Genomic DNA, 20,698 nt, shown 5'->3' with positions numbered 1-20,698 from the left:
GATGATTTAATAATCATCTTATTTCTTCATCGACATATAATCTAAAGTAAGATTAGATAATAATTTAACCCCTAAAACAAAACCGCTTTCATCAAGATAAAAATCGGGTGTGTGGTGCGATGCTGCTTTTAAAGGATCTTTACCTTTTGGCATCCCTCCTAAAAACACAAATAAACCTGGTACTTTTTCCTGAAAGAAGGAGAAATCTTCTGCGCCTGTAACTGGTGGTTTTAATTTCACGTGATCCTTACCTGCCGTCGACTCCATGCTTGGCAACATCTTTTCGGTTAGCGCAATATTATTAAAAGTAACCGGATAATGGTTGCTATAGGGGATTTTGACTTCAGCTGTAGCTCCACCTGCCTCGGCCGTTTTGGTTACAATGGTTTTAATCCTTTCGATAAACATGGCCTCATCTTCCTTACTAAAGTTGCGTACTGTACCTAACATTTCTACCTTTTCGGGAATAATATTCGACCGTACACCGCCATTAATGGCGCCAATGGTAACTACACCCGGGTTTTCGGTCACATTTAAATTCCTACTTACTATCGTTTGCAGGCTATTAATAATCTGGGCCGAAACCACAACCGGATCGATACTGCTCCATGGATAAGCCCCATGTGCCTGGCGGCCGGTAACTGTAATCTTCATATCGTTTACTGCAGCCATTGTACCTCCCGGGCGATAAGTTACATCGCCAACTTCAGTTTGAGAATTGATGTGTAAACCGAAAATCACATCAACTTTAGGGTTTTCGAGTACGCCCTCCTTAATCATTAACGCTGCCCCGCCTTCATCTCCAGCAGGCACACCTTCCTCAGCGGGCTGAAATATAAATTTCACCGTCCCTTGAATATCTTTTTGCATAGAAGCCAGCACTTCCGCTACACCCATTAAAATAGCCACATGACTATCATGTCCACAGGCATGCATTACGCCAACCTCTTGTCCGTTATATTGTGTTTTCACTTTCGAGGCAAATGGAACGTCTACCCGCTCGGTAACAGGCAAACCATCCATATCGGCACGCAAAGCAACTACTGGTCCGGGCTTCCCTCCTTTTAGCACACCAACTACGCCTGTTTTGGCAACGCCTGTTTTTACTTGAATACCTAAAGATTCTAAATGTTTTGCAATAATACCAGCTGTTCTTACTTCAGTATTTCCCAATTCAGGATGTTCGTGAAAATCGCGCCTCCAGGTAATTACTTTTTGTTCGATGGCATCGGCCTTTTTCGAAACCAATGGTCTTAAATCTGATTTTTGGGCGAAAGAATTTAATGCCAGTAGCGAAAAACCAGTCAGGAATATTTTCTTCATAAATGAATTATTTAGTTTAGGTGCCCTAAGCTAAACAATTTTAAGGAGAGATGGGATTTGGTCTTACCTGAACAGATAACAACAGATTTCTGCAGGCATCGACGCAAAGGTTTCCAGAATGGACTTTAGGGTTGTCAACTTTAATGGGCAGGTTTGCTATTAAAAGTTGACAACTCTTCTCAAGTATATATTTTTACAGGTAGATCTGAAGGAAATGAATCCTAAAAATCAGTAAATGCTTAATTAAACATTCCCTTCAGCTTATCCATAATGCCGCCACCTCCCGCTTGGCCGGGCTGCTGCGCCTGCCCACCGCCATTAAACATTCCAATTACATCACTTACGTCAAATTTACCATCATCACCACCCAAACTTCCCAAAACATCTTTAATGTTAAAGGAGCTATCGTTCGGGTCGTTTGTTTTTTGGGTAAACTTGGCAATCAGGCCCGGAATAATGCTTGCTGCCAAAGATTTCGCCGTATCAGCATTAATGCCCAAGCCACTTAATTTATCGATAAAATTCCCCGAAGCCTGCTCAGCAACCTGGGTACCTTCTGCTTTATTACCGTTAAATATATCGGTTAATGCACCAATATTACCTGATGATACCTGATCTTTCAGCGTATCGAAGATAGAACCCGATGCAGCCTGGATTACTGCTTCATTTTGTTCGTTCGGAATGGCAGTGTTGTTTACAACGCTTTCCTGGACGTTTTCACGCACCATTTCATTTAAGTTTTCTAACATCATGTAGAATTTAAGGTTAAAATAATTGATGAACTAACAGGGATGGTGTATTAAAGTTACTATGTTTAATCGACATTAAAAATTCTTATTCATTTAGAACATTAAAAAGACCATTTTAAATTTTTGCTTTATTACTTTTACAAAAAAACAAAGATTATGTTACCTAAAGTAAATTTCACAGAAACTGAGGCCTACAAGTATTTAGCCGATCATTTTATAGATATTAACCAAAAAAGCATTAAAGATCTTTTTGCTGAGGATGCAGATCGTTTCAATAAGTTTTCTGTTTTTTTTGAAGATATTCTACTAGATTATAGCAAGAACCGCATCAGCGATGAAACATTAGCACTATTGATTCAATTGGCCCGTGAGTGTAAATTGGATGAAGCTATAAAATCAATGTACAACGGCGATAAAATTAATGAAACGGAAGACCGTTCGGTACTTCATATTGCCTTACGTAATTTAAGCAATACGCCAATTTTAGTTGACGGTAAAGATGTGATGCCGGAAGTAAATGCAGTACTGGCTAAAATGGAGAAATTCAGCAACAGCATCATTAGCGGCGAATGGAAAGGTTATACAGACAAGGCCATTACTGATGTGGTTAATATTGGTATCGGTGGGTCAGATTTAGGTCCGGTTATGGTTACCGAGGCACTAAAACATTATAAAAACCACTTAAACATTCACTTTGTTTCGAATATTGATGGCACACACATCGCCGAAACATTAGCAGATTTAAATGCCGAGACAACATTATTCTTAGTCGCATCAAAAACTTTTACTACACAAGAAACCATGACGAATGCACACTCTGCACGCTCTTGGTTTTTGGATAAAGGCGGAAAAGAAAGCGATATTGCCAAACACTTTGCCGCATTATCCACCAATGCTAAAGACGTTTCTGCTTTTGGCATCGATACAGAGAACATGTTTGAGTTTTGGGATTGGGTTGGTGGTCGTTATTCTTTATGGAGCGCTATCGGTTTATCCATCTCACTAAGTATAGGCTTCGATAATTTTAAACAATTGTTAGCTGGAGCTCATGCAACTGACAACCACTTTAAAACTGCCGAGTTTGAAAGCAACCTGCCTGTAATTTTAGGTTTGTTAGGCGTTTGGTATATCAATTTCTACAATGCAGAAACACAGGTTATTTTACCTTACGATCAATATATGCACCGTTTTGCTGCTTATTTCCAACAGGGAGATATGGAGAGCAATGGTAAACACGTAGATAGGAACGGTAATGAAGTTGATTATGAGACCGGACCGATTATCTGGGGTGAGCCCGGAACAAATGGCCAGCATGCCTTTTATCAGTTAATCCACCAGGGTACCAGAATTATCCCTGCCGATTTTATTGCTCCGGCACAGAGTTTAAATCCACTAGGCGATCATCATCCAATTTTACTGTCAAACTTCTTTGCACAAACAGAAGCTTTGATGAACGGTAAAACCGAAGAAGAAGTAACCGCTGAGTTAAAGAAAGAAGGCAAATCAGATTCAGAAATTGAAAAAATTGCGCCGTTTAAGGTATTTGAAGGCAATCGCCCAACAAATTCTATCTTATTGAAAAAAGTAACGCCATATACTTTGGGCAGTTTAGTTGCCATTTACGAACATAAAATATTTGTTCAGGGAATTATCTGGAACATCTTTAGTTTCGACCAGTGGGGGGTAGAACTTGGCAAGCAATTGGCCAAAAAAATTCTTCCAGAGCTGGAGGGCAGCGAAAAAATTTCGAGCCACGATAGCTCAACCAACGGCTTAATTAACCAATACAAGGCCTGGAGATAAAATATATTAAAAAAAGCGAGTGTAAATACTCGCTTTTTTTTGTTTAAATCCATAATTTAGGCCATCCTTATTATTCTTCACGCTAGTGAAAAATCCAAATTAACTTATTAATGAAATAGTTGCTCGCTTTCGCCTTTGATTATTTCTAATCATTTAAAAAAACTACTAATGAAACCATCATTAGCATGCTATTCATCATAACAAAAAAACATGCTAATGATAGCTTCATAATCATTAAAAAACAATTATAAACTTATGAAAAAAAGAATTCTTTTTGCTTTGGCCATTTCCGGTCTGTGCTTAAGTGCTTCTGCCCAAAAAGTACAGTTTACGGAATTTGACCTTGACAATGGCCTCCATGTCATTCTACACCAAGACAAAACCGCTCCAGTAGTTGCCGTTTCGGTAATGTATCATGTTGGTTCTAAAGATGAAGAAACCCAGCGTACAGGTTTTGCTCACTTTTTCGAACACTTATTATTCGAAGGTTCGGATAATATCAAAAAAGGTGAATTTATGAAATTAGTGAGTAGTAACGGCGGCCAGAACAATGCCAATACTTCTCAAGACCGTACTTTTTATTATGAACTTTTTCCATCAAACCAATTGGAACTGGGTTTATGGCTGGAAAGCGAAAGAATGTTACACCCGGTAATTAACGAAGGTGGGGTAAAAACACAAAATGAAGTAGTAAAAGAAGAGAAACGTTTACGTATAGACAACTCTCCTTACGGAAAATTTACAGAGAAAATTTTCGCTCATTTGTTTGATGGGCATCCTTACCGTTGGCAGCCAATTGGTTCAATGGAGCACTTAGATGCAGCAAAATTGAGCGAGTTTATTGCTTTCTTTAAAAAGTATTATGTGCCTAACAATGCGGTTTTAACCATTGCCGGCGATTTAGATATAGAGAAGACCAAAGCTTTAGTAAAATCATACTTTGCCGAAGTACCTAAAGGTGCACCAATTGTTCGTCAAGAATTCAAATTACCAGAAATTACCAAAGAAATTATCGATACTGCTTATGATGCCAACATTCAGATCCCGGCCATCTTCGCGGCTTACCGCGTACCGGGAATGAAGAGTAGAGAAAGCAAGGTTTTAGGTATGATCAGCTCTATTTTATCAGAAGGCGGAAGCTCGAGATTAAGCACTAAAATGGTCGATCAAAAGAAAACTGCCCTGCAGGTTGCTGCTTTTAACTATTCGCTTGAAGATTATGGCGCTTATATCACCTTAGCTTTACCCAATAAAAATACACCGCTTAACGATTTATTAAAAGATATTGATGAAGAAGTTTTACGTCTTCAAACCGATTTGATTAGCGAAAGTGATTATAAAAAACTGCAGAATAAATTCGAAAACAACTACGTAAGTGCAAACAGTAAAATGTTGGGTGTTGCCGAAAACCTGGCCGATGGTTATACTTTCCATGATAAGGATACAAACGATATCAATAAGGAATTAGAGGTAATCAGATCAATCACCCGCGAGGAGATCAGAGACGTTGCTAAAAAATACCTGAACAAAAACCAAAGAGTTGTATTGTATTACTTACCTAAGAAATAAGCTGATCGCTTTTTCATTTTAATTATTAAAAACATGAAGAAATTATTCATTATAGCTGCAGTTTCCTTATTGGCTCAAGGTATTTCAGCACAAACAATAGATCGAAGCCACAAACCAAAACCAGGTCCGGCACCCATTATTACCGTTGGCGATCCTGTGATTTATAAATTAGCGAATGGCATAACTGTTTTGGTGGTAGAAAACCATAAACTACCAAAAGTAGCAGCAAGTTATAGTATCGATGCAGGTCCCATTACTGAAGGTGCTAAAGCAGGTGTAGTAGGCTTGATGGGCAGTATGCTGAACGAGGGAACCACAGCTAAAACAAAAGCACAATTTGACGAAGCGGTAGATCAGCTTGGTGCTGATGTAAGTGCAGGGGCATATGGGGGCTCAACTTCTGCTTTAACCCGTTATTTTCCTGAGGCATTTGCTTTAATGGCGGAGAGTATCCGTAAACCTGCTTTTCCTGCAGAATCTTTCGAAAAACTAAAATCGCAAACCATTACTGGATTAAAATCTAACGAAAAAAGTGCAAAAGCCATTTCAGCACGTGTGGTAAATGCATTGGCTTATGGTAAAAACCATCCTTATGGAGAGTTTGAAACGGAGGCTTCTATTACAGGCATTACTTTAGACGATGTAAAAGCAGCTTATAAGAAATACATTACCCCATCTAGAGGTTATTTAACTTTTGTAGGTGATATTAAACCAGAAGCAGCAAAAGCTTTGGCAGAGAAAGCCTTTGGCGATTGGAAAGGAACTGCCTTAACTTTACCAGTACTTACTAAAGTTGCTAATCCTGCCAAAACAGAAGTTGACATCATTAATGTGAGCAATGCTGTTCAATCTGAAATTACAGTTGTGAACTTAATCGACCTGCCAATGAGCAGCCCAGATTATTTCCCGATTTTATTGGCAAACCAGATTTTAGGTGGTGGCTCTGAATCGAGATTATTTGATAACCTCCGCGAGAAACATGGCTTTACTTATGGTGCATATTCAAGCACAGGCTCAGGCCGTTTCCAATCTAAATTTTCGGCCAATGCAGCCGTTAGAAACGAAAAAGTTGACAGTGCAGTGGTGGAATTTTTAAGAGAAATTAACACGATCCGCACTACAAAGGTAACTGCTGATGAATTACAGAACGCGAAAAATCTTTTCAACGGATCGTTTGCATTAGGCTTAGAAAATCCGGCACGAACTGCAGGTTTTGCGAGTAATATCTTAATTAATAACTTACCAAAGGATTTTTACCGCACTTATTTACAAAAGATTAATGCCGTAACAACCGATGATATTTTAAGGGTAACCAAAAAATACTTTAACCACGATAATACTCGCATTGTTATTGTGGGTAAAACTGATGCGTTTGCGGCAGGCTTAACTAAGGTAGGTTTTAAAACACAGGCTTATGATAACTATGCGAATGCGGTTAAAGCAACCGAAGCTACTGCTGTACCAACAGCTGCTCCTGCAGAAATTATCAAAAACTACATTAAAGCCATTGGCGGTGAAGAAGCCATTAAAAAAATTACTTCATTACAGCAAAGTGGCGAAATGGAAATGCAAGGTCAAAAGCTTACGGTTACCATTAAAAACATGGCGCCTAACTTAAGCAGCGTGGAGATTTCTATGGGCGGCCAAACCGTGATGAAACAGGTTTATAATGGCAAAACGGGCTATGCGATGCAAATGGGCCAAAAGGCTGAATTAACTGGCGATGACCTGGCTGAAAAGAAAGATGATAAAGGTTACGGTAGTCAAATTTACTACGCAACTGATGGAACGAAAATTGAAGCGGCCGGAACTGCAAAGGTAGGTACTGCTGATGCATTTAAATTGAATATCATTTCACCATCGGGCAAAAAGAAAACTGAATACTACGATACCAAATCGGGTTTACTTTTAAAAGATGAAAGTACCACGACCAAAGGTGGGGCTGAAATTAGTCAATCTACAGAATATTCGAACTACAAGAAAGTTGGCGATGTATTATTTCCGTTTACCTTAACTCAATCGGCGGCAACCCCACAAGGTTCTCAGGAGTTTTCAGTTGTAATTAAAGACATTAAAATTAATCCTCCATTAAAAGCCGAAGATTTTAATTAGGTTTTAGATACAATTTATCTCGAAATCCGCCCCGATTTAAAATCGGGGCGGATTTTTTTTGTATTTTTTTTTATTGCAGGCAACCAATTGCAAAAAGTGCACGTAACGACTAAGATTTCAATAAAAATTATTTAAAAACCTATGGTTATTACAAAAACAGCGATAGTTTTCAAATAAACAAAACATAAATCTTAAAAAATTCGGATATGGTTGCAAAAAAACAAGTTATCGCAATTATATTTGCGGCATTTCTGATTATGTTATGCCTATCGATAAAAGCAAAAAACAATGCGGCTATTGCCGCAAAAATTTCAATTGCACTGCCCAACAATCAGAGATGATAGAAATGAATCTACCACTAATTTTAATCTTAACTAAATACCTATGAAAAAACAAAATTCAATCTTTTTATTCGCCGCAATTACTGCCCTGCTTTTTGCCTGCTCTAAAAAACAAGCAGAGGAATTAAAACCTGAAACTCCACCACCTACTGGCCCAACAACTGTAACTACAGCAAATGTAACTTACACTAATTTTACCGGAGCATTGTTTCAAACCAAATGTGGAGGTTGCCATGGTGCTAATGGTGGTGCGAAGGGTTTCTGGCTTTTTAATGGCATTTCATCAGCAAAAGAGGTGCGTGTAAACAATGCCATATTTGTTACCAAAACAATGCCTAAAGGCAATAATACCATATCGGAGAGCGATAAGGCACTGTTAAAAGCATGGTTTGATAAAGGTATGCCAGAATAATCAATAAAAATTAACGCTAAATCCAAATGGTTCCACTAAAAATTTAAATAAATACACCAATGCAAAGACTATTTTTCACCTTAATAGCCTTGTTTTTATGCACAGGCGTAAAAGCACAGATATGGGTAAGTAAAAGCGTAAATTCTTCATTTTTTTCTTCGACACCTGTAGAGGATATAGATGCACAGAGCAAAACAGGGGCTTCGGCTCTCAATATCAAAACCAACGATATCATTTTCAAGGTCAACAATACTTCTTATCAGTTTAAGAAAAAACTGATGCAAGAACATTTTAACGAGAATTATATCGAAAGCGACAAATATCCGACTTCAGATTTTAAAGGAAAAATTATAGAACAGATTGATTTTTCGAAACCTGGAACCTATCCGATCACGGTGAAAGGCAATCTACAGATCCATGGGGTTAGCAAAGAATATCAAGCCAAAGGTTCACTGGTGATTACAACTGATGAAATAAAGGCCACTTCAGCTTTTAACGTAAAGCTTGCTGATCACGACATCAAAATCCCAACAATTGTTTTCAAACAAATTGCCGAAACCATACAGGTAAAAATGACGGCTACTTATCAACCTAAAAAATAAAACCTTATGAAATATCATCTAAAATCACTTTTATACTTGTTTGCCCTTTGTTTACCAATAGTTGCTTCTGCACAGGATTCGCTCGAAAATGCATTGCAGATGCCTGTAGAAAAAAAGAATGTAAAGGCCACATTTAAAGCAACCAAACTCATTAACATACAAACCAATGAAACCATTTACAAAAATGAGATGGATTTCAGGGTAGATCACCGGTTTGGAGACATTGCCGGATCTGGTGGCGGAATTAAAAACTTTTTCGGTCTGGATCAATCTACCGACATCCGCATTGGTTTTGAATATGGAATCAGCGATAAACTTTCTGTAGGCTTAGCCAGGGCAAAAGGCGCCGGAGTTGTAACACAATTGTATGAAGGAAACTTAAAATATCGGTTACTGGAACAAACAGATGATGAAAAAGTACCCGTAGCGGTAACATTGTTTGGCAGTACAACCATTGCAGCCGTAAAAGCTTCAACTGATCCGACAGCGGTGAATGCTTACAGCAAATTTCAAGATCGTTTGACCTATGTGGTGCAAGCGGTAATTGCCCGTAAATTTAATTCGAACTTCTCGATGCTGGTCATGCCATCGTACGTACACCGCAACTTTACTGTTTTTGGAGATCAGAACGATATGCTTGCACTGTCTGTTGGTGGGCGTATTAAGATCACTAAACGGATGGCTTTTGTTGCCGATTATACCATTCCATTCAGAGATAAAGATAAAAAAGCCTACCTCGAAAACACCTTGGGAACGCAATATTATAAGACACTTGGTGCCGGACTGGAGTTTGAAACTGGCGGTCATATTTTCCACCTTAATTTCACCAATGCCACGGCCATACAGGAATCGCAATTTATTACCGATACCAATACCTCTTGGCTGAAGGGACAATACCGTTGGGGTTTTAGTATTGCCCGAAGGTTCTCTTTCGATAAGAAGAAAGCAAAGTAGATCAAATTCAACCAAAAATAAAAACCTAAACAATTATGGAACGTAACGAATTTATCAAATCATTGGGGCTGGGTGTTGCCATGGTTTGCACCGGCGCTTGCTTTTCTGCTTGCGGTAAAAAGAGTGATGCCCCAGAACCCGACAAACCTAATGGTGGTGGTGTTCCTTCGGGTACTACCGCAAGTGTGGATCTGAGTACGCAATTACTAACCGTTGGCGCATCTATCACTGTAAACAGCATATTGTTTATTCGTATCGCAACAGCGAATGCCAGCACCTCGTTTGTGGCCACACAAGCAGTTTGCCCACACCAGGGCGGTGCATTGAGTTTTATCCAGGCCAGCAATTACATTCAATGTGGCCTGCATAGTTCGCGTTATACCACTTCGGGTAGCATTTTGGCCCAACCAAATGATGGTGGCACCACGAGTGTGCTAAAAGTTTATCCGCTTACTGTTTCAGGAAACACACTGACTGCCACAGCATAAGTTTTTGTTTTTAAGGGTAAAGCAGTATCATAATTGGTACTGCTTTTTTTTATGACAATGATTAAACAGTTACATTCTGTCCTTTTACATCAAATGCATCGCGTAAGCCTATGGCCAGCACATTAAAGGCATAAACAGTAAACATAATGGCTAAACCGGGCAAAACAGCTAAGTAGGCTGCATCCATAATGATATAACCATAATGTTCTTTAATCATGCTCCCCCAGCTTGGCATAGGTGGTTGAGCGCCAAAGCCTAAAAAGCTTAACCCTGTTTCCAGCAATATGGCTGAGGCAAAATTTGATGAGGCAACAACTAAAATTGGCCCCGCGATGTTCGGTAGTATATGTTTGATAATGGTTCTGCTCGTGCTAAAGCCCAAGGCTCTTGCGGCCTCTACAAATTCGACTTCTTTTAAAGCCATTACCTGCCCGCGTACCAACCTTGCTACATCGACCCAGGTTGATAAGCCTACCGCAATAAAAATCTGCCAAAAACCCTTGCCTAAAGCGAATGATATGGCGATTACCAACAGTAACGAGGGCAGTGACCAAACTACGTTCATAAACCAACTGATGGCTGCGTCTACGCGACCACCAAAATAGCCAGCAATGGCTCCTAAACTCACGCCTATAAAAAGAGAGATGAGCACGGCCATTAAACCTACAGATAACGAAACTCTGATACCTAAAATCAACCGGCTTAATAAATCACGTCCGTAAATATCTGTGCCTAAAATATAAGTCTTTTTATAAATGCTATTTTTTTCAAAAAGCGCCTGCGGGCTCCCTATTTTGGAGGGTACTACGCAAGAAGGGCACAAATCTTTAAGTTCATACTTCGTTTCCCTGGCTTTTTCATCATCACCAATATATTCCTGTACAAAAACATTTTTATCTTTTATCTTGTAAGAAGTAATCGGGATACTTTTAAAAGTTGGTGTTTGCCCGTTTAACATTCTTTCGAAAAAGTTAAGCTTTTCTACTTTCGGGCTCCTACTGATAATTAAAAACGTAAATGTACTTCCGGGTTTCTTTTTGTTTAACTGGAGAATCTGAACGTTCGCATTTGGAGAATCATCAGGCATAATTAAATAACCCAAAATACCCATTACCATCAAAAGTAAAATAAAGACCAATCCGCCGAAGGCAAATTTATTCCGTTTAAACTTTAACCATACTTTTTTTGATGGGCTATTATCCATTATCTAACCATTCTGCCTTTCCAATTGTATTTGCCACTGTTTCCAGCAATGCCGATGTACACCATATAAAGTACGTGCAGTACATTTAAAACCGGGATTAAAATGAGTAAACTGCGCCTTTTTGCAAAGCCAGTTACATCCCATAAAAATAAGGTTTCTAAAATCATTTTAACCAATAGTTGATAAAATGTGATGGTCAAAAAACCCGGAATAAAAAGCCCGGTGATAAAGTTTGCCAGAATAGTGAGGTTAAAGATCCAAATCAGAACCCCTAAAACGATAATGGCCTTATTTTTATAACGGGTACTTTTAGAAGCCCAACGTTTGCGTTGCTGAATAAATGCGCCCAAGGTTTCTTTTGCATGCGTATATACAATGGCTTCTCTATTTTTGAGAAAACCGATCTGATCAGGATACTTGGCAGCAATTTTATGTAATAGTAGCTCATCATCACCTGAAGCCAGGTCATCTATGCCCTGAAAGCCACCAACTTCATAAAAGGTTGTTTTCTCGTAAGCTAAATTTGCTCCGTTACAGGTAGAGGGTTCCTTATTGCCAATAGTAGACGCCCCCAAGCCGATCAGGTATAGAAACTCTAACGACTGCAGGCGCTCAAAGAAACTTTTCTCCTGAAAATAGGCTACTGGAGAGGAGATCATTTTATAATTTTTCTGCTCATATAGGTTTACAATGGTAGCCAGCCAATCTGCGCCCATCCTGCAATCGGCATCAGTAGTGATAATCAGATCGCCAGAACAAGTCCCTATTGCAGTTTGTATAGCCTTTTTTTTGTATGAATTCAGGGCCCTATCTTCATTCAGCTTAATCAGTTTCACATTCCGGTCTGCATAACTTAACACAATTTCTGCCGTACGATCGGTAGAATGGTCATCGATAATAATAATTTCGGTTAAAACCTTAGGGTATCGCTGTGCAACCAGGTCATCAATGGTTTTGGTGATATTAGCTTCCTCATCCCTTGCGGCAACAATGATAGAAACTTTGGTTTGAGGATCGGACTTTTGTGGTGTAAAATAAACCAGGTTATGCCATCCTCTGATAAAATTAAGGACTAAAAAACCATAGATTAAGGTTAAAGCAGCAGATACTAGACTAATTAGATTTAAGATTTCCAAAAAAATTGAGTTTAAAAACGAAATAAGTGCCTAAGATAGCAGGAATTATAATATTTATGAGCCAAATACTTGCAGTACATGCAATAACAGCCACATGTTGATCAGTTACGTGTTTAAATAATTCAACAGCAGTAACACTCCTGATACCCACATCAAAAAGATCAAGTGACGGTAATGCCGATTGTACCAAAAATAGCAAACAGGTCATCATGATGATATCTGCATAATGCAAACCTGGCACCAACCATACAAACAAGATGAAGTATTGCGAGCTAAACACCAAATAGCGAACAAAACAATAGATTATGATTTTGAATAGTTCCCTTTTTCGGTACCTCGCTAAAATGCTGTAAAATTTCTTGTATTTCCTGGTAAATTTAAATGAAAGCAAAATGCCATTTAACCATCGGATGTTAAAGTAGAAGATCAGGAAAAACAGGCAGAAAAATACCGCGAGAAATACCATGGCGATAAAAAGTACACGGTCGATAGGAATAAAACGATAAACAAAAAAACAGGCTGCAATGGCTCCAAAGACATTCGTTAATACCAGTTGACCAATGCTGCCCACACTCATGGCCACTATGCCCACAATCCTTCTTTTAGGTGACAGGAAAAATACCCTTCCTCCATACTCTCCTAGCCTGTTGGGTGTAAAAATGGCCAGTGTTAATCCGCAAAATACCGATTCGATAGCGCGATAAAAACTGATAGGTTCGATGTGGCTCATGAGGTATTTCCATTTTCCCGCCTCCAAAAACCAATTCACAAACATCAATAACACCACGATACCAATTACCGTAATAATTTCTGTTTGAGGGATATTTTTTAATAATGTACTGAAATCGTGCAGATTTTTATTCGCAACGAGCTTATGGTAAATAAACCAAAAAGCAAATATTACGATTGCAGCTTTGATGAAGATTGATAATATTTTTTTGTTCTTGCCTGTCAAGATTATCTTTTTAGTTTGCAAATATGCTTAATATTGCTGTAATGTTGAACGAAAAAAAGGAGCGGGTTATTATGGGCATTGATCCAGGCACAGCGGTGATGGGTTATGGCGTAATTTTAGAGAAGGGAAATAAAACAGAACTGATCAGTTTAGGGGTGGTAAAGATGACCCATTTGGATGATCCTTTTCTTAAGCTTCAGCGGATATTCGAAAAAACAGTGATTTTGATCGATCAGTACAAACCTGATGTTCTGGCCATCGAAGCACCGTTTTATGGAAAAAACATTCAGGTATTGTTAAAACTGGGTCGCGCCCAGGGTATTGCCATTGCGGCTGCACTCTCCAGAAATATCTCGGTAACCGAATATTCTCCACGTAAGATCAAACAATCCATTACCGGCAGCGGAAATGCCACTAAAGAGCAAGTGGCAGCCATGTTGCAACGCTTGTTAAATTTTAAAGAAACGCCAGAGTTTTTAGATGCTACTGATGGGTTGGCTGTAGCCGTTTGCCATTCTTTTCAAAAAATTACCTCAGGAGGGAAATCCAAAACCTATTCGGGCTGGGAATCTTTTGTAAGTGATAACAAAACCAAGGTTAAAGGTTTAGTGGTTAAAGCAAAGAAATAAATATCGGTTGGTGAATCACCAACCGAAGGAGAGCGAATAACGATGATAGGTCACGAGGTATCGTCATTCCCAACTTGATTGGGAATCCTAATGCTATAAACTTTAAGATTCCCGCCTGCGCGGGAATGACGATCGATTATTTAATCTGTCATTGGTAGCGTAGTTGAAGGAATAGATTCTTACTGCCTAGCCTGATCAATCATATTTTTAGTCGCTTCATCCATTGCTAATTTATTCTTACGAATAAAATATTTTATAGTGAAGAAGATTGCAATACCTACTAATATCAACATCCATAAATTTGAAATTGCGATGATGATTTCTTTAAAAATTGTCCAACCATTTACAATACCCAACCAAAGTCTGTTAATAAATGCCGGACGGTAGTCGTACAGATTGTCATTGGCAACAATCATTGTTTTAACGGTGTTATCCTGATAAAAATTAAGGGTAATGGTACTGAATTTTACACGGCTATCGATTTGCATATTCTCGATTTTCCTATCTACATAATCGTCTTTGATATAAAGAGATGATTCGACATTGGCACTTTTTTTTGAGGCTACTTTATTGATCTTTTCGATCGCATCGACTCGGTTCTGTGCCTTTAGTTTATTGGCTAAATAAGCAATGCTTTGATCGTCCATCTTCATCGATTGGTTATCTACAAAAACAGCCATTTTTGCGATGGTATTGGTAAATTCGTCTAGTTTATCAGATGGAACCTTAGCCACCAGATAACCTTGCGTACGATAGGAGGTAATTTCTTTTAACGAATCAGTAGATTGTTTAACCTTATCGGTTTCCTGGATGGAGCTTTCAATAGAAAACTCAGCCACCGTACCTCCTTCCGCTTTAATGGCTTTGCTGAGCTGTTCTTTGGTGTTTTGAACATTTTTAACCCTAAAACGCATATCAGCAGTTTTAATAATTTTTTCGGCTGGCAACTCTACTGTAGCAGTAGTATCTGCCATACTTTCTTTGTCAGTACTGGCGTAATCTTTTTTTTCGGCGTTACAGCCAAATAGGGCCAAAATTATGGCTATAGCAATAATATTCCTTTTCATGATTGTGTGTTTTTAAATAAATAATCATTTTAAATATTTGCTTCAAATGGCCATAAGAAGTGCAGCGTTTTGGTTAGCTTTTAACGCTGTGTTTCCCTTAATACCAGAATTATATTTAGGTAACCCAATACTGAGTTTAGCCTAGTAAGAAGGGAGTTTGGAAGGGTTTTTCGGTTATTATAAACCTCGCAGGTTTTGAAAACCTGCGAGGTTTGCCTAGCGTCTTTAATATGTGTCTTTTTTGAAAAGCAGGTTACTGTGTACATCGGTTCCGAAAGCCCTGCCATCCGCTTTACCGCTCTGCGTTCGGTGCCCGCTCCTGTCAGGTTTAAATTACTTAGGCAGACCTTTCTATCCTAAACCCGACAGTCGCGATAGCCCCTGATTCTTCATCAGGGCTAAAGCAAATGGCGGGACTGCTGTAACCTAAATGCTTCTGAATTTGCTTTTCAAAAAAGAAAGTAATATTATTCTAATGGCCTCAATGAGGGCTGCAGGACTTAAAATCTGATGGATTTGTGCCTATAAACAAAAAAGCCGATCATGAATGAACATGACCGGCTTTATATCTTGATCGCAATTGGCTTATGCGTCTAATATTTTAAATACACCTTTAATGGCAATAATTGCACCGATGAACAAAACAATCCAGGATGCTAAAGATACTTGCCACGAATCGTAAGCGAAACGCGCGTAAGTACCCACCATGCAAACCAGTACACCAAAAATTATTAATTTATAAATTCCTGGCTGGTTAGCCGTTTTCATACTTTCTGTATTGTGCTTTAATTCGTTGTTCTCCATAATGTTTATTTTTATGATGCTGCAAAAGTAATACTTATTGCTGAATAATTATAAAACTTAATAACTTTTTAATCGTTCTAATCTTTGTTTCGCTTTATCCTTATCACTAAGTTTTTCTCCCTGATACAAAGGCTTTTCCCAATCTCCGTACATTGGGTTTGGCAACACGATATACTTTGTGCCAAACAGGTGTTGATTTGTGTTTACCTGTTCAAAGGTATTTTTATTTTCACGATAAAAAATATTGCTGAAATCGCTTAAATTATCGCCACATAACAAGAGAATATTATGCGTTTCAGTAATTTTTTGGCGGCGCGGTTCTTTATTTGATGTTCCTTTCGAAACCACTAAATGCGCATCATCTGCATATGGAAAGCCAAAGCTTTGAAGGTTTTTCAATGTTGCGGTATAATCCTTTTCATTGCGGTTACTTACATAAAATGTTTCGATATGCCTTGATGCGGCAAACTTTAAAAAAGCCAAAGCCCCCGGAACAGTATCAGCTTTAGCCAGGTCTGTCCATTCGGTCCAGTCTTCGGGAATATAACTTAGTCCTTTTTTTATTTCATGTCCCTGAAAAGCCGAGTTGTCCAAAACCGTCTCGTCTATATCAACAATCACACAATTTGGCTTTTTGCTGGTATCTGCCCATAAAGCATCTTTTAATGATAAACGGGCAAAGTTATAAGCCTGAAAGCATAGTGCTCTATACTCGCCCGAAGTTTGCTGCCAAAGTACCGCATTGGTATAATCTCTCGCTGGATTTTGAGCTGCAGCAACAAGTGGTAGCAGAAACGATATAACGATAAGCAGGTGTTTTTTCATGATTTGAAATTAATGCCCAAAGATATTAAACTCCTGTGATGCGGCATTCATTAAACATCATTAAATCATGTCTCAATAAATTCAGGGTAAAAAATCGCGAATAATTTAATCGATTAAATTTTTAGTTATAGTAAATTTATTAGCTTTGAATACACACAAATAAAATCATTTTATTATGAAATCTAAAAGCCTACTAGGGATAGCTATTGCCCTATTTTTCCTTGCTGCATGCAAGAAACAATCAAATCCAGAAATCGGCACAACCGAAATTAGTACAACCGATTTTAACATTGACAAAAAATCATTGTATTTAACGCAAAAAATTGAGCTTAATGCAAAAGATGCAACTGCAGGCAGCAATTATATTTGGAATTACGGCGATGGAACTATTGAAACCAAAGGAAGTAAAACTGCACATCAGTACAAGACTTCTGGCATTTTCGAAGTGACTTTGACCGTTTACAACAAGACTAGTAAGATCAAAGTAAGGATACTTCCGGGGGATATCAGTTACCAAATTAAAAACAACAGCGCTTTCGATCTGGATCTGAATTCTTATGTAAACCTACCTGCTAATACAGTGAGATCAGTATTAAAGCCCAATGGGCTCTCTGATACTATTTATGTTAAATTACAGGCTACAGGAAATTTATTGCAGCTTACAAACATTAGTGGCATTGTGAAAGGAAAAGCTTTTCGTTTTGATGATATGTTCTGGCAAAAAGATTCTATGCATAACATCCTCTCAGTAAATAACGATACTAAAATTCAGCTTGGCGCACATGGGGAACTAGGAATTAGTTCTACACTTGGGAATTTATAACAATCGGTATAAAACACAAAGCCCGTTCCTAACCGAGGCGGGCTTTGTGTTTATAAAAATTTTAACTGTTTGAAAAGTTTCTGCTACCGCTTACGATAAGGCTAATGTTTCTGCTTCAGTATAAGCTTATTTACAGTTAGAGGATTTTAATTTTGCCCCTTTCACTTAGATTCAGGGGTCAAAGATTATTGCTTCTTTTTTTCAATAATCCATAAAAAACATAATAATTTTGGATTACAGACTGTATTAACAACAAAAAACCCATTCCAATTAAGAAATGGGTTTTGTATTTTATATAACCAATACTGCTAACTCAGAACTGTGAGCTGCAAACTAATTATCCGTTCAATGCTGCTGCACCACTCACAATCTCAGTTAACTCAGTTGTAATTGCTGCCTGGCGTGCCTGGTTGTATGAAAGTTTTAAGGCTTTCAATAATTCTCCAGCGTTTTCAGTTGCTTTATCCATTGATGTCATACGTGCACCGTGCTCAGAAGCATGAGAATCTAAAACGGCTTTGTATAACTGAATTTTAACTGATTTAGGGATCAACTGTCCTACAATCTCTTCTTGCGAAGGCTCTAGAATGTAATCAACATTGGTCGTTTTACTTTCAACCTTTGTTCCTTCTGCTTTTGGTAAAGGCAACAATTGCTCAGTTGTAATAAACTGAACCGCTGCATTTTTAAAACGATTGTAAACAACCTCCACTTTATCGAACTCACCTTTAACAAAACCGGCCATAATCGCATCGGTAATTTTGGTTACGTTTTCGAAAGTTAAAGCAGCGTATACTTCGTTATTATTACCAATTACGTTATAATTACGTTTTTCGTAAAAATCCTGAGTTTTCTTACCGATAGAAATAATGCTTACATTACCGTTTTTCAACTGTTCGCTATATTTCTCAGCAATTAAATTGTTGGCCGCTTTAATCACGTTCATGTTAAAAGCACCAGCCAAACCACGGTTTGATGATACTGTTACAATTAAAACCTTATTAGGTTCACGCTCTTGTATAAAAGGCGATGAAGACCCTTCTAAACTTGCTGATAGATTACCTAAAATCTCTTTCAGTTTAGTTGCATAAGGACGTAAAGCGATAATTGCATTGGTAGCACGTTTCAACTTAGCTGCCGAAACCATTTTCATAGCCTTGGTAATCTGCTGCGTTGATTGTACCGATGCAATCCGGTTTCTTACTTCTTTTAAATTAGCCATTCTTTATTTAGATGTGAGATGTGAGATATAAGATGTGAGACGTTTCCGGCCCAATCTCAAATCTCAAATCTCATGTCTCAAATCTTATTAATATTTACTTGAAATCTCTTTTGCTACTGTATCTAAAACACCTGTAATGGTATCGTCAAATTTACCAGCTTTTAATGCCGCTAAAGTTTCTGGATGACGTAATTCCAATTGCGTTAAATATTCAGTTTCGAATTCTTTTACTTTATCAACCGGTACGCTACGCATTAAGTTTTTAGTACCTGCATAAACAATAGCTACTTGTTTTTCAACTGTAAAAGGTGTAAACTGAGCTTGTTTTAACATTTGTACGTTACGTGCACCTTTATCTAAAACCGATTTCGTTGCAGCATCTAAATCAGAACCGAATTTAGAGAAAGCCTCTAACTCGCGGTATTGAGCCTGATCTAATTTTAAAGTACCTGCTACTTTTTTCATCGATTTGATTTGCGCATTACCACCCACACGTGATACCGAAATACCTACGTTAATTGCCGGACGGATACCTGAGTTGAACAAGTTCGACTCTAAGAAAATCTGACCATCAGTAATCGAAATTACGTTGGTTGGGATATATGCTGATACGTCACCTGCCTGAGTTTCGATAATCGGTAAAGCTGTTAATGAACCACCACCTTTAACAATATGTTTAATCGATTCAGGTAAATCGTTCATCGCTTTTGCGATATCATCGTTAGAGTTGATTTTCGCAGCTCTTTCTAATAAACGACTGTGTAAGTAGAAAACGTCACCTGGATAAGCTTCACGGCCCGGTGGACGACGAAGTAATAAAGATACCTCACGGTAAGCTACAGCCTGTTTAGATAAATCATCATAAACGATTAAAGCTGGTCTGCCTGTATCGCGGAAAAACTCACCAATTGCAGCACCTGCAAACGGTGCATAGAACTGCATTGGAGCAGGATCTGCAGCCGAAGCAGCAACAACAACTGTATATGGTAAAGCGCCGTTTTCTTCCAATGTACGTACAATGTTAGCTACAGTAGAGTTTTTCTGACCGATAGCAACATAAATACAGAACACAGGCTGGCCTGCTTCATAAAATTCTTTTTGGTTGATAATAGTATCGATACAAACGGCAGTTTTACCAATCTGACGGTCGCCAATAACCAACTCACGTTGACCACGACCGATTGGAATCATTGCATCAATTGCTTTAATACCAGTTTGTAAAGGCTCATTTACCGGCTGACGATAAATTACACCTGGTGCTTTACGCTCTAAAGGCATTTCGTAAGTTTCACCTAAGATTGGACCTTTACCATCTAAAGGCTCACCTAAAGTGTTCACTACGCGGCCAAGCATACCTTCACCAACTTTAATAGAGGCAATTTTTTTGGTACGTTTAATCGTATCACCTTCTTTGATCTCGTCTGAAGCACCTAAAAGTACCACACCAACGTTATCTTCTTCAAGGTTTAATACGATACCTTGTAGGCCGTTTGCAAATTCAACTAATTCTCCCGATTGAACTTTAGTTAAACCGTAAACACGGGCAATACCGTCGCCCACTTGCAACACGGTACCAACTTCTTCCAGTTCGGTTTCTGATTTGAAGCCCGCCAATTGCTGTCTGATAATTGCCGATACTTCGTCTGGTCTTACCTCTACCATAATTTTAATTATATCTTT

Annotated in this window: 19 protein-coding genes; 9 read left to right on the top strand and 10 right to left on the bottom strand. The window is 38.4% G+C overall.

From position 1 onward, the window contains the following. Nucleotides 1-18: 18 nt before the first annotated feature. Entirely contained in the window at nt 19-1,323 is a 1,305-nt protein-coding gene (locus tag AC1DNH_RS06625; RefSeq protein WP_477579361.1) for an amidohydrolase, read from the bottom strand. Between the two features lie 239 nt (nt 1,324-1,562). Beyond that, nucleotides 1,563-2,075 carry a hypothetical protein gene (locus AC1DNH_RS06620; RefSeq protein WP_477579363.1) on the bottom strand — a complete coding sequence of 171 codons (513 nt, stop codon included), beginning with the start codon at nt 2,073-2,075 and terminating at the stop codon, nt 1,563-1,565. A gap of 153 nt (nt 2,076-2,228) precedes the next feature. Between AC1DNH_RS06620 and pgi the strand changes: the two genes are divergently transcribed. The 7 genes from pgi (at nt 2,229) to AC1DNH_RS06585 (ending at nt 10,353) form a co-directional block, all read left to right on the top strand. Next, nucleotides 2,229-3,875 (top strand): glucose-6-phosphate isomerase, encoded by a 1,647-nt coding sequence (gene pgi, locus AC1DNH_RS06615; protein WP_477579365.1) that lies wholly within the window; start codon nt 2,229-2,231, stop codon nt 3,873-3,875. Nucleotides 3,876-4,130: 255 nt separating this feature from the next. Then, a complete protein-coding gene (locus tag AC1DNH_RS06610; RefSeq protein ID WP_477579366.1) occupies nt 4,131-5,444 on the top strand; it encodes a M16 family metallopeptidase in 1,314 nt (437 codons plus the stop codon). A 33-nt stretch (nt 5,445-5,477) separates the two neighbouring features. Beyond that, nucleotides 5,478-7,556 (top strand): M16 family metallopeptidase, encoded by a 2,079-nt coding sequence (locus tag AC1DNH_RS06605; protein WP_477608158.1) that lies wholly within the window; start codon nt 5,478-5,480, stop codon nt 7,554-7,556. A 384-nt stretch (nt 7,557-7,940) separates the two neighbouring features. After that, nucleotides 7,941-8,309, top strand: coding sequence for a hypothetical protein (locus AC1DNH_RS06600; protein WP_477579370.1), 369 nt, complete (start codon nt 7,941-7,943; stop codon nt 8,307-8,309). A gap of 59 nt (nt 8,310-8,368) precedes the next feature. Then, a complete protein-coding gene (locus tag AC1DNH_RS06595; protein WP_029278693.1) occupies nt 8,369-8,911 on the top strand; it encodes a YceI family protein in 543 nt (180 codons plus the stop codon). Nucleotides 8,912-8,917: 6 nt separating this feature from the next. Beyond that, nucleotides 8,918-9,865, top strand: a complete 948-nt coding sequence (locus AC1DNH_RS06590) for a DUF5777 family beta-barrel protein (RefSeq protein ID WP_477608160.1) — start codon at nt 8,918-8,920, stop codon at nt 9,863-9,865. A 35-nt stretch (nt 9,866-9,900) separates the two neighbouring features. Next, the gene (locus AC1DNH_RS06585; protein WP_477579374.1) at nt 9,901-10,353 is read left to right on the top strand and encodes a QcrA and Rieske domain-containing protein; all 453 of its coding nucleotides are present in this window, start codon (nt 9,901-9,903) and stop codon (nt 10,351-10,353) included. A gap of 61 nt (nt 10,354-10,414) precedes the next feature. Here the strand turns inward: AC1DNH_RS06585 and AC1DNH_RS06580 are convergent, their stop codons facing one another. From AC1DNH_RS06580 to AC1DNH_RS06570, 3 genes are read right to left on the bottom strand one after another with little or no spacing between them, the layout of a single operon-like run. Further along, nucleotides 10,415-11,557: an ABC transporter permease gene (locus AC1DNH_RS06580; protein ID WP_477579376.1), complete on the bottom strand. Its 1,143-nt coding sequence runs from the start codon at nt 11,555-11,557 to the stop codon at nt 10,415-10,417. Next, entirely contained in the window at nt 11,557-12,693 is a 1,137-nt protein-coding gene (locus AC1DNH_RS06575; protein WP_477608164.1) for a glycosyltransferase family 2 protein, read from the bottom strand. The genes AC1DNH_RS06580 and AC1DNH_RS06575 overlap by 1 nt, the downstream gene beginning before the upstream one ends. Beyond that, entirely contained in the window at nt 12,671-13,648 is a 978-nt protein-coding gene (locus tag AC1DNH_RS06570; protein ID WP_477579380.1) for a lysylphosphatidylglycerol synthase domain-containing protein, read from the bottom strand. Before AC1DNH_RS06570 ends, AC1DNH_RS06575 begins: the two co-directional genes overlap by 23 nt. A gap of 41 nt (nt 13,649-13,689) precedes the next feature. Here AC1DNH_RS06570 and ruvC point away from each other — a divergent pair, with 41 nt between their 5' ends. Next, nucleotides 13,690-14,277, top strand: coding sequence for a crossover junction endodeoxyribonuclease RuvC (gene ruvC / locus AC1DNH_RS06565; protein WP_477579382.1), 588 nt, complete (start codon nt 13,690-13,692; stop codon nt 14,275-14,277). 179 nt (nt 14,278-14,456) lie between these two features. On the opposite strand, the gene AC1DNH_RS06560 is transcribed toward ruvC, so the two are convergent. The 3 genes from AC1DNH_RS06560 to AC1DNH_RS06550 all read right to left on the bottom strand — a co-directional run bounded on the left by AC1DNH_RS06560 (nt 14,457) and on the right by AC1DNH_RS06550 (nt 16,973). Beyond that, the gene (locus AC1DNH_RS06560) at nt 14,457-15,344 is read right to left on the bottom strand and encodes a DUF4349 domain-containing protein (RefSeq protein WP_477579383.1); all 888 of its coding nucleotides are present in this window, start codon (nt 15,342-15,344) and stop codon (nt 14,457-14,459) included. A gap of 585 nt (nt 15,345-15,929) precedes the next feature. After that, nucleotides 15,930-16,148, bottom strand: a complete 219-nt coding sequence (locus AC1DNH_RS06555; RefSeq protein WP_193424183.1) for a hypothetical protein — start codon at nt 16,146-16,148, stop codon at nt 15,930-15,932. 57 nt (nt 16,149-16,205) lie between these two features. Next, on the bottom strand, nt 16,206-16,973 hold the full coding sequence (locus AC1DNH_RS06550) for a 5'-nucleotidase, lipoprotein e(P4) family (protein WP_477579385.1): 768 nt from the start codon (nt 16,971-16,973) through the stop codon (nt 16,206-16,208). 175 nt (nt 16,974-17,148) lie between these two features. Between AC1DNH_RS06550 and AC1DNH_RS06545 the strand changes: the two genes are divergently transcribed. Continuing rightward, a complete protein-coding gene (locus tag AC1DNH_RS06545) occupies nt 17,149-17,796 on the top strand; it encodes a PKD domain-containing protein (protein ID WP_477579387.1) in 648 nt (215 codons plus the stop codon). Between the two features lie 337 nt (nt 17,797-18,133). Here AC1DNH_RS06545 and atpG read toward each other — a convergent pair whose 3' ends face one another. Both atpG and atpA read right to left on the bottom strand, forming a co-directional pair. Next, the gene (atpG, locus tag AC1DNH_RS06540; RefSeq protein ID WP_477579389.1) at nt 18,134-19,018 is read right to left on the bottom strand and encodes an ATP synthase F1 subunit gamma; all 885 of its coding nucleotides are present in this window, start codon (nt 19,016-19,018) and stop codon (nt 18,134-18,136) included. Nucleotides 19,019-19,105: 87 nt separating this feature from the next. Further along, a complete protein-coding gene (gene atpA / locus AC1DNH_RS06535; RefSeq protein WP_029279568.1) occupies nt 19,106-20,680 on the bottom strand; it encodes a F0F1 ATP synthase subunit alpha in 1,575 nt (524 codons plus the stop codon). Between the last annotated feature and the right edge of the window lie 18 nt (nt 20,681-20,698).

Source organism: Pedobacter sp. 01N310, from assembly GCF_056399805.1.
The sequence above is the reverse complement of the archived record's forward strand: the minus strand, read 5'-3'. Positions and strand labels throughout refer to the sequence as shown.